Source organism: Micromonospora rhizosphaerae, assembly GCF_900091465.1.
In the GTDB taxonomy this organism is placed as follows: domain Bacteria; phylum Actinomycetota; class Actinomycetes; order Mycobacteriales; family Micromonosporaceae; genus Micromonospora; species Micromonospora rhizosphaerae.
On record NZ_FMHV01000002.1, the window covers coordinates 2,899,494 to 2,913,191 of the forward strand.

Annotated in this window: 12 protein-coding genes and 1 pseudogene; 4 read left to right on the forward strand and 9 right to left on the reverse strand. The window is 74.1% G+C overall.

Translation table 11 applies throughout. The features are described from left to right. Positions 1 to 24: 24 nt before the first annotated feature. Both GA0070624_RS13980 and GA0070624_RS13985 read right to left on the reverse strand, forming a co-directional pair. Complete coding sequence (locus GA0070624_RS13980) at positions 25 to 567, reverse strand: acyltransferase (RefSeq protein WP_091341149.1); 543 nt, start codon at positions 565 to 567, stop codon at positions 25 to 27. Positions 568 to 723: 156 nt separating this feature from the next. Continuing rightward, entirely contained in the window at positions 724 to 1,062 is a 339-nt protein-coding gene (locus GA0070624_RS13985; RefSeq protein ID WP_091348812.1) for a DUF952 domain-containing protein, read from the reverse strand. Between the two features lie 101 nt (positions 1,063 to 1,163). On the opposite strand from GA0070624_RS13985, the gene GA0070624_RS13990 reads away from it, so the two are divergent. From GA0070624_RS13990 to GA0070624_RS14000, 3 genes are all read left to right on the forward strand, one after another. Then, positions 1,164 to 1,475, forward strand: a complete 312-nt coding sequence (locus GA0070624_RS13990; RefSeq protein WP_091341151.1) for a hypothetical protein — start codon at positions 1,164 to 1,166, stop codon at positions 1,473 to 1,475. Positions 1,476 to 1,561: 86 nt separating this feature from the next. Continuing rightward, positions 1,562 to 2,230: a response regulator transcription factor gene (locus GA0070624_RS13995; RefSeq protein ID WP_176731694.1), complete on the forward strand. Its 669-nt coding sequence runs from the start codon at positions 1,562 to 1,564 to the stop codon at positions 2,228 to 2,230. A 9-nt stretch (positions 2,231 to 2,239) separates the two neighbouring features. Then, positions 2,240 to 3,715 (forward strand): sensor histidine kinase, encoded by a 1,476-nt coding sequence (locus GA0070624_RS14000; protein WP_091341157.1) that lies wholly within the window; start codon positions 2,240 to 2,242, stop codon positions 3,713 to 3,715. Here the strand turns inward: GA0070624_RS14000 and GA0070624_RS14005 are convergent. From GA0070624_RS14005 to GA0070624_RS14020, 4 genes and pseudogenes are all read right to left on the reverse strand, one after another. After that, positions 3,712 to 4,674, reverse strand: coding sequence for a TAXI family TRAP transporter solute-binding subunit (locus GA0070624_RS14005; RefSeq protein WP_425413505.1), 963 nt, complete (start codon positions 4,672 to 4,674; stop codon positions 3,712 to 3,714). The genes GA0070624_RS14000 and GA0070624_RS14005 overlap by 4 nt on opposite strands. A gap of 97 nt (positions 4,675 to 4,771) precedes the next feature. Then, positions 4,772 to 5,449, reverse strand: a complete 678-nt coding sequence (locus GA0070624_RS14010) for a hypothetical protein (RefSeq protein WP_091341160.1) — start codon at positions 5,447 to 5,449, stop codon at positions 4,772 to 4,774. A gap of 95 nt (positions 5,450 to 5,544) precedes the next feature. After that, on the reverse strand, positions 5,545 to 6,342 hold the full coding sequence (gene yaaA / locus GA0070624_RS14015) for a peroxide stress protein YaaA (RefSeq protein ID WP_091341162.1): 798 nt from the start codon (positions 6,340 to 6,342) through the stop codon (positions 5,545 to 5,547). A gap of 21 nt (positions 6,343 to 6,363) precedes the next feature. Beyond that, positions 6,364 to 8,014: pseudogene (locus tag GA0070624_RS14020) on the reverse strand (ArnT family glycosyltransferase). Positions 8,015 to 8,098: 84 nt separating this feature from the next. Here GA0070624_RS14020 and GA0070624_RS14025 point away from each other — a divergent pair. Next, the gene (locus GA0070624_RS14025; RefSeq protein ID WP_091348821.1) at positions 8,099 to 9,139 is read left to right on the forward strand and encodes an App1 family protein phosphatidate phosphatase; all 1,041 of its coding nucleotides are present in this window, start codon (positions 8,099 to 8,101) and stop codon (positions 9,137 to 9,139) included. Positions 9,140 to 9,168: 29 nt separating this feature from the next. Here GA0070624_RS14025 and GA0070624_RS33965 read toward each other — a convergent pair whose 3' ends face one another. From GA0070624_RS33965 to GA0070624_RS14040, 3 genes are all read right to left on the reverse strand, one after another. Beyond that, positions 9,169 to 9,387, reverse strand: coding sequence for a hypothetical protein (locus tag GA0070624_RS33965; RefSeq protein WP_141715011.1), 219 nt, complete (start codon positions 9,385 to 9,387; stop codon positions 9,169 to 9,171). Between the two features lie 119 nt (positions 9,388 to 9,506). Next, complete coding sequence (gene glgB / locus GA0070624_RS14035; protein WP_091341166.1) at positions 9,507 to 11,609, reverse strand: 1,4-alpha-glucan branching protein GlgB; 2,103 nt, start codon at positions 11,607 to 11,609, stop codon at positions 9,507 to 9,509. Beyond that, on the reverse strand, positions 11,597 to 13,693 hold the full coding sequence (locus GA0070624_RS14040) for an alpha-1,4-glucan--maltose-1-phosphate maltosyltransferase (RefSeq protein ID WP_091341168.1): 2,097 nt from the start codon (positions 13,691 to 13,693) through the stop codon (positions 11,597 to 11,599). Before GA0070624_RS14040 ends, glgB begins: the two co-directional genes overlap by 13 nt. Positions 13,694 to 13,698 lie beyond the last annotated feature (5 nt).

Consider the following 13,698-nt stretch of genomic DNA (forward strand, 5'->3'; position numbering starts at 1 on the left):
GTCGACCGTCGCCCTCCGTCGCGTTCAGCCCCGCTGCGGCGGGTTGTCGACGTCGCGGGAGACGACCTCGCCCTGCTCGTCGACCCAGCCCTTCGGGCGCGCCGGGTTGCCGGCGACGAGCTGGTACGGCTTGACGTCCTTGGTCACCACGGAACCGGCGGCGATCATCGCGTACTCGCCGACCTCGATGCCGCAGACCAGGGTGGCGTTGGCGCCGATCGAGGCGCCCCGGCGGATCAGGGTGGGGGTGATCTTCCAGTCCGGGTTCTGGGCGCGCGGGCGGAAGTCGTTGGTGAAGACCGCGCAGGGGCCGACGAAGACCTCGTCCTCGATCGTGACGCCCTGGTAGACGGAGACGTTGTTCTGGATCTTCACCAGGTCGCCGACGGTGACGCCGGCGTCGACGTACACGTTGCGCCCGAGCACGCAGCCGGCGCCGATCTGCGCGGTCGAGCGGATGTGGGCCAGGTGCCAGACCTTGGTGCCGTCGCCGATCTCGGCGCCCTCCTCGACGTCGGCCGTGGGGTGGACGAAGACGGAGGGGGACCGGTCGTTGGTGTCAGTCATCCTTCAACTCGCATCGTCGGGGGCGCGTGTCGCGCCGTCGGTGCCCTGCGCCGACCGCGTCGGGTGGCCGACGCGGGTCGGCGCGGGCCAGGACCGCCCCGCCGCCGGCCGGCTCTCGAGGCCGGCGTGCGGGCTCGGCGTAGCTTACCGAGCCGCTCAGCCGAGCAGCGCCGCCACCGCGTCGGCGGCCGGTCGGTCCGCCGGCAACGCCTCCGCCGCCACCACCGCGGACACCGGCAGGACGCCGTAGAGGTGCGGAAAGAGCGCGCCGCCCCGGGACGGCTCCCAGCGCAGCTCGTCGCCGAGCCGGGCGGGGTCGACGGTGAGCAGGGTCAGCCCGGTGACGCCCCCGAAGACCCGGCGGGCCGTCTCCACCACCTGGTCGGCTCCGGAGAGGTGGATGTATCCGTCCTGGTGGTCCATCGCGGTGCCGGTGAAGTGTCCCGCCCCGCGGGCCCGCTCCCACTCGCTGGTCGCCAGCATCTTGTAGATCACCACCGCAGCCTAGGCGGGACGTGTTCGGTTCGTCGGTACCGCTCCGACCGCGTCGCCGGAGGCGGCATGCTCGGGTGGGAGTGGCCGCGGAGGGATGGGTGATGAAGAGCTACGACGATGACTGGACCGACGGCGAGCGGGCCGTCTACGACGAGGTCTACCAGGCGGGCGTGGAGTGGGCGGACGACCCGGACACCCCCTCGGAGGACGTACAGCACGTGATCAACCTCGGGGAGGCGGACGACGACACCTTCGGCGATTCGGAGACCGACTACCCGCCCCTGGTCGACGCGGTCACCGAGGCGACCGGGGAGAACGTGACCAGCGTGCCGGCCAGCCACTCCGACCCGGGGTTCCGCGGCTTCGTCGACGGGGTCCGGGACGCGACCGCCGACGAGGTCTTCGGCCTCTGAGCGTCCCGGGCACCCGTCCGCCGCGATCCCCGGGACTCCCGTCCCGCCGACGCTTCTGCCACCATTCTGGGCAGCACGTCGAGGAGATGGGAGCACGGGTGCGGATCCTGCTGGTCGAGGATGACCGTCGGGTGGCGGCCGCCCTGTCGTCCGCGCTCACCCGCCGCGGATACGAGGTGGAGCACGCCGCCACCGTCGCCGCGGCGCTCTCCGCCGCCCCCTGCGACCTGGTGCTCCTCGACCTGACCCTGCCCGACGGGGACGGCACCGACCTCTGCCGGGAGCTGCGCCGGCGCAGCAGCCAGCTCGGCATCATCGCGGTGACCGCCCGGGGCGAGGAACGGGACCGGGTGCTCGGCCTCCGGCTGGGCGCCGACGACTACGTGGTCAAGCCGTTCTCGATGGTGGAGCTCCAGGCCCGGATCGAGGCGGTGCTCCGGCGCGCCGCGCACACCGTGCCGGAGCGCAACCTGATCGAGGCGGGCCCCGTCCGCATCGACGTGGGCGGCCGGACGGTGAGCGTGGCCGGCCGACCGGTCGCGCTCACCCGCAAGGAGTTCGACATCCTGCTCTCCCTCGCCCGGCAGCCCGGGGTGGCCGTGCCGCGCGACCGGATCCTGCTCGACGTCTGGGGCACCACCTGGGCCGACCGGCACACCGTGGAGGTGCACGTGGGCTCGCTGCGCGGCAAGCTCGGCGACCCCACCCTGGTGGAGACCGTCCGCGGGGTCGGCTACCGGCTCCGCAGCGAGTGAGGGGGCCCGGTGCGTCGTCGGCTGGTGGTCAGTTACCTGCTGCTGATGGTGCTGGTGCTCATGGCGTTGGAGACGCCACTGGCGGCCACCCTGGCCACCCGGGAGACCGACCGCGTCCGCGCCGACCGGCTCGCCGACGCCACCCGCTTCGCCTCGCTGGCCGGGCCGGCGCTGCGCGGCGGGGTGGTCGGCCCGCTCGACTCGGAGCTCGGCGCGTACGACGAGCTGTACGGCATCGGCGCGGCGGTGGTCGACCGGGACCGCCGCACGGTGACCGCCTCCGTCAGCTGGGAGGCCGGCCCCGGCACCGAGTCGGCGCTGGCCACCGCGCTGGCCGGGCAACAGTCCAGCGGGCCGGAGTCGGTGTGGCCCTGGACGGACGGTCCGGTGGTGGTGGCGGTCCCGATCAACGACGGCGGCGAGGTGCTCGGCGCGGTGATTACCGCCACCCCGCCCGACGCGGTCCGGCGTACCGTCACCACCTGGTGGCTGCTGCTCGCGGCGCTCGGCCTGATCGCGGTGCTGGCCTGCATCTCCACCGCGTTCGGGCTGGCCGGGTGGGTGCTGCGCCCGGTCACCGAGCTGGACTCGGTGACCCACGAGATCGCCGAGGGTGACCGGCGGGCGCGGGTGCGGCCCCGGCTGGGCCCGCCCGAGCTTCGCCGCCTGGCGGCGAGCTTCAACAACATGGCGGACGTGGTCTCCGACGTGATGGACCGGCAGCGCGCCTTCGTCGCGCACGCCAGCCACCAGCTGCGCAACCCGCTGACCGCGCTGCGGCTGCGCGTGGAGGAGCTGGGGCCGAGCCTGACCGACCCGGACGGCCGCACCGAGCACCGGCTGGCGCTGGAGGAGACCGACCGGCTGGCCATGGTGCTCGACGCGCTGCTCACCCTGGCCCGCGCCGAACGCGAGGAGAATCAGCGGATCACCGTGGACGCGCCCGCGGTGGCCGCCTCCCGGGTGACCGCCTGGCAGCCGCTGGCCCGGCACCGGTCGGTCACCCTCCGGCTGGCCGCGGTGGACGCCCCCGCGTACGCCCGCACCGTGCCGACCGCCATCGACCAGGCGCTCGACGCGTTGATCGACAACGCGGTGAAGTTCAGCGGCGCCGGGGGAGAGGTGACGGTGACCGTCCGGTCGGCCGACGGCGGCACCGCCGTGGAGGTCCGGGACACCGGCCCGGGCATGACGCCGAGCCAGCTCGACCAGGCCACCGAGCGGTTCTGGCGGGCCCCGGACGTGCAGAACGTCGACGGCGCCGGGCTGGGGCTCACCATCGTCGCGGTGCTGGTGGACGCCTCCGACGGCCGGCTGACCATGCGTCCTGGGGAACCCCGGGGACTGGTCGCCGAGCTGTGGTTCCCCGCCCCGGCAGGGGACGTCGCGCCGACCGGCGGGCCGGACGGGGAGCCGCCCGCTCCCGGCGTCCTGCCGGAGCCCCGGCCGCCCGCCGCACCGGAACGGCCGGTGGACGCCCACTAGGGCTTGCTCGCGCGGTACCAGTCCGCGGCCCCCGGATGCAGCGGCAGCGGGGTGGTGACGATCGCGGCGCGCGGGCTCATCCGGCCGGCCGCCGGATGCGCCGCGGCCAGTTCCGCCCGCCGTTCCATCAGCAGCCGGGTCACCTCGCGGACCAGCGCCTCCGGCAGGTCGGCGCGGACGATCAGGTAGTTCGGGTTGGCCACGGTGGTGACCGGCTCCAGGCCGTACACCGAGCGGGAGATGTCCCGGGTCACGTAGACCTCGCCGTAGCCGCGGCGCAGCGGCTCGGTCCAGTCACCGAGGTCGACGATCCGGATGGCGGTGGCGGCGGCCAGCTCCGCGACGCCGCGTACCGGCAGGCCGCCGGAGAAGAAGAAGGCGTCGATCCGGCCGGCCCGCAGCGCCGCGACCGAGTCGTCCAGACCGAGGTGCTCCTGCCGCACCTGGTCGCCGCCGAGGCGGGCCACGTCCAGCAGCCGGGTGGCGGTGACCTCGGTGCCTGAGCCTCGGGCGCCCACCGAGACGCGCCGCCCGCGCAGGTCGTCCAGCGTCCGCACCGGGCCGCCGGCGGTGGTGACCAGGTGCAGCAGGTCGTCGTAGACCCGGGCCACGGCGAGCACGCCGGGCTGCTGCCGCGGCACGGTCGGCAGCACGTCGGCCTGGGTGAAGCCCAGCTCCGCCTCGGCGGAGGAGACCAGCCGGACGTTCTGCGCCGAGGCTGCCGTGACCACCACGCTGGCCCGTACCTCGGGCAGTTCCCGGTTGAGGATGGCGGCCAGCGACTGCCCGAAGGCGTGGTAGACCGCCGTCGGGCTGCCCGTCGCGATCCGGATCGGCACCGGTTGGGACCGTTCCTCCCGGCACGCGCCGAGCCCGGGCAGGACCGCCACCAGCAGCATGAGCAGCGCCACCGGCCCGGCGGCACGGCGGCGGCCGCGGACAGACCAGCTACGGCTCACGGGCTGCACTGTGCGCCGTGCAGCCGCCCGCGCGCAAGCCCGCGCCCGCGGCGCCCTCCGCCCGCCGCGGGTGACGCCGATCGGCCCGGTCGGCCGATTACGCGCTCTTTGCGACCGGCGCGGGGCCCAGGGCCGAGCTCGCCAGGATCCGGTCCCGGTGCGGGCCGTGCGCGACGCTCACCACGAAGCAGCCGGCGCCGGGGCGCAGCACCGCCGGGACGTCCAGCAGGGCGGCCCCGCGGACCAGCACCGCCGCGAGCTCCCGGTCGGCCAGTCGGATGCCGAGGATGTGCCGGCGGACGTGCCGGCCGCCGGCCAGCAGCGCCGAGCGCCAGGCCGCGGCCGCCAGCCGGGTTCGCCAGATCCGGCGGGCGGTGGAGGCGCCGGGCACCGGGCCGCCGAGCAGCTCCCGGCGGCCCTGTCGCCAGCCCGCCTCCAGCAGCGTCGCGTACGCCGAGCGGTGCTCGCGGGGCACGTGCAGCCGGTGCAGCTCGTACCGGCGGCGCAGGCCACCGGTGGCCACCTGGTGCTCCACCGGCACGTCGAGCCGGGTGAGCAGCTGCCGCATGCGCTGCGCCGCGTCCTCCCGGTTGAACTCGGCGACCCCGCCCCGGTACGTCCCGACGGCGGGCCGGCGGCCCTCGGTCGCCGGTGGCGGGGTGCAGCGCACCAGGCAGGCGACCTCGAACGCGTCGGCCAGGGTCAGCCAGTCCAGCGGTGGCGGTGTCGACGGCAGGCGGGGCCGGTCGAGCAGGGTGAGAGGTTCGGAGGCCATCGGACCGCTCCTTGTCGGCATCGGGGTTCCCATACCGTGACCCCGGCGCCGGTGCGGCGAAACGGGTGCGCGCCAGCCTTGAGCAAAATTTGCGGCTACAGCTCGGTCACCACGACGTCGAGCTGGCGCGGCCGGCTGGTGGCGACCGGCTGCTCCTCGACCGTGTACTTCAGGTCCCGCAGGGCGCCGATCAGGGCGTCGGCGGTGCGCGGCCGGGCGTCGGCGATGAGCAGGTCCCGGACCAGCCGGCCCTTGGTCGCCTTGTTGAAGTGGCTGACCACCGAGCGGGTCACCGCCCCGTCGACCTCGCGCTCGTGCAGCACCCGGACGGTCACCGTCCGCCCGGCCAGCTCCCCGCGCGGGGTCCAGGTGGCCGCGTACGCGCCGGAGCGCAGGTCCAGCACCGGCCGGTCGCCGGACGCCGCCGCCATCGCCGGGGCGAGGGTCCGCCGCCAGTACGCCGACAGCGCGCCCACGCCGGGCAGCTTCGCCCCGATCGGGCAGCGGTACGGCGGGATCCGGTCGGTGAGGCGTACCGCGCCCCAGAGGCCGGAGCTGATCAGCACGGAGCGGCGGGCCAGCCGGTCCGCCGCCGGCGGCAGCGAGGCCAGGTCGAGCGCCTCGTAGAGCACCCCGGTGTAGATCCGGGCGGCCGGCGCGGTGGCCGCCTCCCGCAGCCGGGCGTTGCGCCGGAGCTCGCCGCGCTGGCCCTCGCTGAGCCCGAGCGCGGCCCGGGCCGCCGCCTCGTCCGCCCCGGCGCAGAGCGCGACCAGCGCGGTCAGCACCTCCTCCCGGGCCGGGGTGAGCTCCGGCAGGCAGAGGCGGGACGGGTCGAGCCGCCGCCCGGTGCCGGCGTCGGCCTTCCCCTCCGAGGGCGGCAGCAGGATGAGCATCGGATCAGCGTACGGCCCGGCTCAGCGCCACGGCCGCACGGCCGTCTCCGGGTGGTACACGCGATATTCGCCGACCTCGGTGACCAGGGCCGCGTCGGCGCGGTCGCCGAGCAGCCGGCGCAGCTCCCGCTCCTCCGACGAACCCGTTTCCAGCACGTAACCCGGCCGGGCCGCCCGGCCCACCTGGTCCCAGTACGGCTGGTAGCGGTTCTGCCCGGGGCTGAGGTTGCCCTCGAGGACCGCACAGACCACCCTTTCTCCGGTGTTGAAGATGAGCCGGTTGCAGGTCCAGTAGTCGCCGTACACGTCCCGCAGGCCCACCCGGCGCGTTGCGTCGGCCAGCTCGTGGGCCTGCCGCTCCTCGGTACGCAGCGAGCGGCTGTCGGCGACGAAGAGGCCGGTGCCCACCAGCGCGGCGGCGGTGAGCCCGGCCAACAGCGCGGTGGCCAGCGTGCCGGCGAGCCGGCCGACTGCTCCTGTGGTGCCCCGCCAGGCGCGGACCGCCGCCAGCCAGAGCGGCCAGAGCACCGCCGGCAGGGAGATCTGCAGCACCGACAGGTACCGCGAGTAGGCCAGCGGTTCAACTGCGGCGAGCGGGCTGCGCACGTACGCCAGCAGGGTCAGCGCGGCCCCGGCGATCAGGGCGAGCTGCGCGACCGGCCGGAGCCGCCCGGCCCGGTCGGCGGCCCGCCGGTACGCGACCAGCGCGAGCACCGCGGCGGCCGCCAGCAGCACCGGGTAGAGCAGGCCGAACCACTGCTGCCAGCGGGTGCAGCCGGCCGGCGGGCAGAGGCCGGTGGCCAGCGGCACCCCTTCCAGCAGCCCGCCGTGTACCCGGTCCGACCAGGGCGGCACCGGCCCGGGCTTGGTGCTGATCTCCCGGAGCACCGACAGCGAGTCCCGACCGTCCGGCGCGAGCAGGTTGTCCCGCACCATCGGCGCCACCCCGAGCGCGAACCCGGCCACCAGCAGCACTCCCGGCCAGCCCACCAGGTCGCGCGGTGCCGCCCAGACCAGCAGCAGCCCGGCCGCCGCCAGGTACGGCACGATCAACCAGTCGGACCAGAGCGCCACGCCGGCGAGCAGCCCGAACAGGCCGGTGGCCAGCCAGCGGTGCCGGATCCGGTGTTCCGCGAGCCCCACCGCGATCAGCAGCATCGCCACGACCGCCGGCTTCACCTCGGGCCGCCCGCCGACCACGGTGAGCTGGTCCCGGATCACCCGCTCGGAGCCGAGCGCCAGCAGGCCGACGACGAAGGTGGCGAACCACGGGGAGCAGAGCCGGCGGGTCAGCCGGTACATCAGCCAGAGGAAGACCGCGTAGAGCGCCAGCAGCGGCAGCCGCAGTACTGGCCAACTCGGCCCGGCCAGCCGGATGAACGGCGCCGCCAGGTAGGACTCCAGCATCCCCATGTAGTGCTGGCCGTAGAGGAAGATCGGCCGCTCCCGGCCGGCGGCGATGTGCATCGCGGCGAGCCCGAAGGTCGCCTCGTCGCTGTTCGAGGTGGGCAGGGTCTGCAGGGCCAGGACCAGTCGGTAGCCGACCCCGACGAGCCCGAGCAGCAGCGCGACCAGTGCCGGCCGGTCGAGCGCCGGGCGCCACCGTCCCGGGTGCTGCACTGGTGTCGACACGACCAACGCCCCCGTCGTCGTCCCGACCGCAGTTTTTCACGGCGCCGGCGCGCGGCGGGGTGGATCGGCCGAGCCGGCCGGCTCTCGCGTGGCCGCTTCCGGGCAGGTGTGGCAGGGTGGCACCGTGCCACCGACACCTGCCGGAGAGCTCGCCGTACCGCAGTTGCACCGGGCCGCGCGGATCGAGGACGCCATCCACAAGATCGTCGAGCATCGGCTGCGGCGCACCGGGTGGAAGATCAACATCATCGCGTACGCCGGCTACGGCGCGCCCGGCTGGGCGCGGGTGCTCTGCCGGGTGCTGCTCGGCCGGCCGGACACCCGGCAGCGGGCCCGGCCGGAGAAGGTGCGCGGCTGGCGCAGCTTCGCCACCCTGCCCGCCAAGCACGTCACGGTGACCATCGAGGCCGGCGGCGTACGACACGAGGCGGTCGCCGACCGCAGCGGCTTCGTCGACACGGTCATCGAGGCCGACTTCGCCCCCGGCTGGGCCCCGGTCCGCCTCAGCGTGCCGGACGCCGAGCCGGTCGAGGCGCTGGTGCGCATCCTCGACCCGCAGGTCCGGTTCGGCATCCTCTCCGACATCGACGACACGGTGATGGTCACCGCGCTGCCCCGGCCGCTGCTCGCCGCGTGGAACACCTTCGTCCTCGACGAGCACGCCCGGGCCGCGGTGCCCGGCATGGCGGTGCTCTACGAGCGGCTGGTCACCGCGCACCCCGGCGCGCCCGTCTTCTACCTCTCCACCGGCGCGTGGAACGTGGCCCCGACGCTCACCCGGTTCCTCTCCCGGCACCTCTACCCGGCCGGACCAGTGCTGCTCACCGACTGGGGGCCGACGGCCGACCGCTGGTTCCGCAGCGGCCGGGAGCACAAGCGGGCCACCCTGGCCCGGCTGGCCCGGGAGTTCCCGGACGTCAAGTGGCTGCTGATCGGCGACGACGGGCAGCACGACCAGGAGATCTACCGCGAGTTCGCCGCCGCGCACCCGGACAACGTGGCCGGGGTGGCCATCCGCCGGCTCTCGCCGACCCAGTCGGTGCTCGCCGGCAGCCTGCCCGCGCCGGCCGGCCGCCCGTCCGCCGGTCCGGTAGGCCAGAAGTGGCTCTCCGCGCCGGACGGCGCCGGGCTCTGGCAGCTGCTGCGGAACGCGGGCCTGGTCTGAGTACGCCGGGCCCCGCCCCGCACACACCGTCAGCCGCCGGTGCCCGAATCCGCCACCTGGATCTGGCCGGCGCGGGCGGCCGCCGCCCGGCGCTGCTGGATGAGGTCGACCACGGCCTGCCGGTTGGCGATCCGGGCGGCCGAGTTGGCGTCCGGGTTCTGTCGCTGGTTCGCGATGAAGGTCAGGTTGTTGCGCAGGCCCGACGAGCCCGTCGTCCCGCGCCTCTGCCTACGTTGTGTAATGGCCATCCCTCGAAGCTGCGGAGGAGCGAAATGACTGTGAGGCATAAATATGACTCAGAGTCATATCGCCTCATCAGTTGTCGCTTGCGGGACGCGACCCGCCCGCCCGCAGGGCGGCCTCGCGGTCAGTCGCGGCGCAGCCAGAGCACGCCGAGCGGGGGCACCCGCAGCGCCGCGGACGCGGGCATCCCGTGCCAGGGCACGCTCTCCCCGTGCACCGCGCCGAGGTTCCCCACCCCCGACCCGCCGTAGTGATGGGCGTCGGTGTTGATCACCTCGGTCCACTTTCCGGCGGCCGGGAGGCCTACCCGGTAGCCCTCCAGCGGCACGGCGGAGAAGTTCGCCACGCAGACCAGGGTCGCGCCGTCCGGGGCGATCCGGATGAACGAGACGGTGTTGTTGGCGACGTCGTCGCCGGCGATCCAGCGGAAGCCGGCCGGTTCGGTGTCCTGCGCCCAGAGGGCCGCGGTCTTCCGGTAGACGGCGTTGAGATCGGTGACGAGGCGCTGCACGCCGGCCCGGGCCGGGTCGTGCAGCAGGTACCAGTCGAGGCCGCGCTCCTCGCTCCACTCCCGGTCGTCGGCCAGTTCGCAGCCCATGAAGAGCAGTTGCTTGCCCGGGTGCGCCCACATGTACGCGAGCAGCGCCCGCACATTGGCCAGCCGTTGCCAGGTGTCGCCGGGCATCTTGCCGGCCAGCGAGCCCTTGCCGTGCACCACCTCGTCGTGGCTGATCGGCAGCACATAGTTCTCGCTCCAGGCGTACGCCAGGGAGAAGGTGAGCTGGTGGTGGTGATGCTGCCGGTAGATCGGGTCCTTCGAGATGTAGAGCAGGGTGTCGTGCATCCAGCCCATGTTCCACTTGAACCCGAAGCCCAGCCCGCCCTCGTTGGTCGGCCGGGTCACCCCCGGCCAGGCCGTCGACTCCTCGGCGACCAGCACCACGCCGGCGTGCTGCTTGTAGACGGTCGCGTTGACCTCCTGGAGGAACGCGATCGCCTCCAGATTTTCCCGGCCGCCGTACTGGTTGGGCACCCATTGCCCCTCCGCCCGGGAGTAGTCCAGGTAGAGCATCGAGGCGACCGCGTCGACCCGCAGCCCGTCGACGTGGAACTGGTCGCACCAGTAGAGCGCGTTGGCGACCAGGAAGTTGCGCACCTCGCGGCGGCCGAAGTCGAAGACGTACGTGCCCCAGTCGGGGTGCTCGCCGCGCCGCGGGTCGGGGTGCTCGTAGAGCGGGGTGCCGTCGAAGCGGCCCAGGGCCCACTCGTCCTTGGGGAAGTGCGCCGGCACCCAGTCCAGGATCACCCCGATGCCCGCCTGGTGGAGCCGGTCCACGAGGTAGCGGAAGTCGTCGGGATCGCCGAACCGGGCGGTGGGGGAGTAGTAGCCGGTGACCTGGTAGCCCCAGGAGCCGCCGAACGGGTGCTCCATCACCGGCAGGAACTCGACGTGCGTGAAGCCCAGCTCGGTGACGTACGCGGTGAGCTGCTCGGCCAGCTCCCGGTAGCCGAGCCCGGGCCGCCACGAGCCGAGGTGCACCTCGTACACGCTCATCGGCTCCTGGTGCGGCCGCCGCCGCGCCCGCCGCTCCAGCCAGGCGGCGTCGGACCACTCGTACCTCGAGTGGTGCACCACGGAGGCGGTGGCCGGTGGCGTCTCCGCGTACGCGGCCAGGGGGTCGGCCTTGTCCCGCCAGTGCCCGTCGGCGCCGAGGACGCGGTACTTGTAGCGGGCGCCGATCCGGGCGTCCGGGACGAAGATCTCCCACACCCCGCTGGCGCCGAGCGAGCGCATGGGCCAGCCGTCGTGCGGGCCCCAGCCGGTGAAGTCGCCGACCACCCGCACGCCGCGGGCGTTCGGCGCCCACACGGCGAACGCCACGCCCTCGTCGAAGGCCCGTGCGCCGAGCGCCTCCCAGAGCCGCTCGTGCCGCCCCTCGCTGATCAGGTGCAGGTCCAGTTCGCCGAGGGTGGGCGGGTAGCGGTACGGGTCGTCGTGCACCGCGCCGTCCACCTCGACCCGGTAGTCGAGCACCTCGCCCGGCACGGTGGCCTCGAAGATGCCGACGTCGTGCACCCGCTTCATCGGGTGCCGCTCGTCGCCGACCAGCACCGCCACGTCGCCGGCCCCCCGGCGCATGGTCCGGATGGTGGTGCGCCCGTCGGCGGGGTGCGCGCCGAGCACGGCGTGCGGGTCGTGCGCCTCGCCGGCGATCAGCTGCTCCATCGTGCGTCGTCCTTCTCGGCCGGTGCGGTCGGGGCGGTGCCGCCGGAGAGGTCGGCGGGTACGTCTTCGACGGTCAGGTCCGGCGATGGCGGCCCGGGTGGTTCGGGCGCGGCCGGGGGCACCGGCCGCCGCACGGTGAACACGTGTGCGGGCTGCAGGTACGGGTCGAGCCGGACCGCATTGCGCTGCCCCCAGTCGTAGCTGGCCCCGGTCAGCTCGTCGTGCACGGTGAACCGGTCGTGCCAGTCGAGGCCGAGCGCCGGCATGTCCAGGGTGGAGTTGCCCCACTGCACGGTGTGCGGGTCGAACGAGCAGACCACGATGACCGTGTTGCCGGTCTCCGGGTCGTGTTTGGACCAGCAGAGCAGCGCCGGGTTGTCGATGTCGTGGAAGCGCAGGTTCCGCAGCCGGTGCAGGGCCGGGTTGTCCCGGCGCACCCGGTTGAGGATGGCGATGAAGGGCGCCAGCGAGCGGCCCTGCGCCTGCGCGCCGGCCCAGTCCCGGGGGCGCAGCTCGTACTTCTCGTTGTCCAGGTACTCCTCGGCGCCGGGGCGGGCGACGTGCTCGAAGAGCTCGTAGCCGGCGTAGATGCCCCAGGAGGGGGAGAGCAGGGCGGCCAGCACCGCCCGGATCTTGAACATCGGGGGGCCGCCGTGCTGCAGCGACTCGGGCAGGATGTCGGGGGTGTTGGGCCAGAAGTTCGGTCGCATGTAGTCGGCCGCCGCGACCAGTTCCGCGCAGTACTCCCGCATCTCCGCCGCGGACGTGCGCCAGGTGAAGTACGTGTACGACTGGGTGAAGCCGATCTTGCCGAGCCCGTGCATGATCGCCGGCCGGGTGAACGCCTCGGCGAGGAAGAGCACATCCGGCTCGACCTGCTTGACCTGCCAGATCAGCCAGTGCCAGAAGTCGAACGGCTTGGTGTGCGGGTTGTCGACCCGGAAGATCCGGATGCCCTCGCCCACCCAGTGCAGCACCACCCGGAGGATCTCGGCGCGGATGCCCTCCGGGTCGTTGTCGAAGTTCAGCGGGTAGATGTCCTGGTACTTCTTCGGCGGGTTCTCCGCGTACGCGATGGTGCCGTCGGCCCGGGTGGTGAACCACTCCGGGTGCTCGGTCACCCAGGGGTGGTCCGGCGCGGCCTGCAGCGCCAGGTCCATCGCCACCTCCAGGCCCTGCTCGGCGGCGGCGGCGATGAAGTCCCGGAAGTCCTCCGGCGTACCAAGGTCGGGGTGGATGGCGTCGGGGCCGCCCTCCGCGGCGCCGATCGCCCACGGCGAGCCGACGTCGTCCGGCCCGGCGGTGAGCGAGTTGTTGCGGCCCTTGCGGTTGATCCGCCCGATCGGGTGGATCGGCGGCAGGTAGAGCACGTCGAAGCCCATCGCGGCCACGCCGGGGAGCCTCTCCATGGCGGTGCCGAACGTCCCGGACTGCGCGGGTGCGTCCACGGTGGCCGGAACGGCGCCCTCGGAGCGGGGGAAGAACTCGTACCAGGCGGAGAAGAGCGCCCGGGGGCGATCCACCCAGAGCCGGTACTCCTCGCCGGTGGTGACCAGCTCCCGCACCGGATGGTCCCAGAGCAGCCCGGCCAGCTCGAGGGCCGGGGCGACCCGGCGGGCCAGCGGCCGGTCGTCGTCGCGCAGCGCCTTCGCCGCCACCCGGACCCGCTCGCGCTCGGCGGCCGGCACCAGGTCGAGCGCCGCCTCCAGCACCCGGGCCCCCTCGGCCAGGTCGTTGGCCAGGTCCTCCGGCCCCTGGCCGGCGGCGAGCTTCTTGGTCACCGCGTTCTGCCACGTCAGGTAGGGGTCATGGAACGCCTCCACGGTGAACACCCACTCGCCGACCGCGTCCGGCCGGATGGTGGCGTGCCAGCGGTCCTGGCCGGGCTCGACCGGGCGCATCCGGGTGAACGGGCGGGCGGCCCCGTCCGGGCCGAGCCAGACCACGTTGCAGCCGAGCGCATCGTGCCCCTCGCGATAGGCGCGGGCCGACACCGGCACCAGCTCGCCGACCACCGCCTTGGCCGGGTAGCGACCGCAGGAGACGACGGGGGAGACGTCTTCGATCGGGAACCGTCGAGTCACCCCGT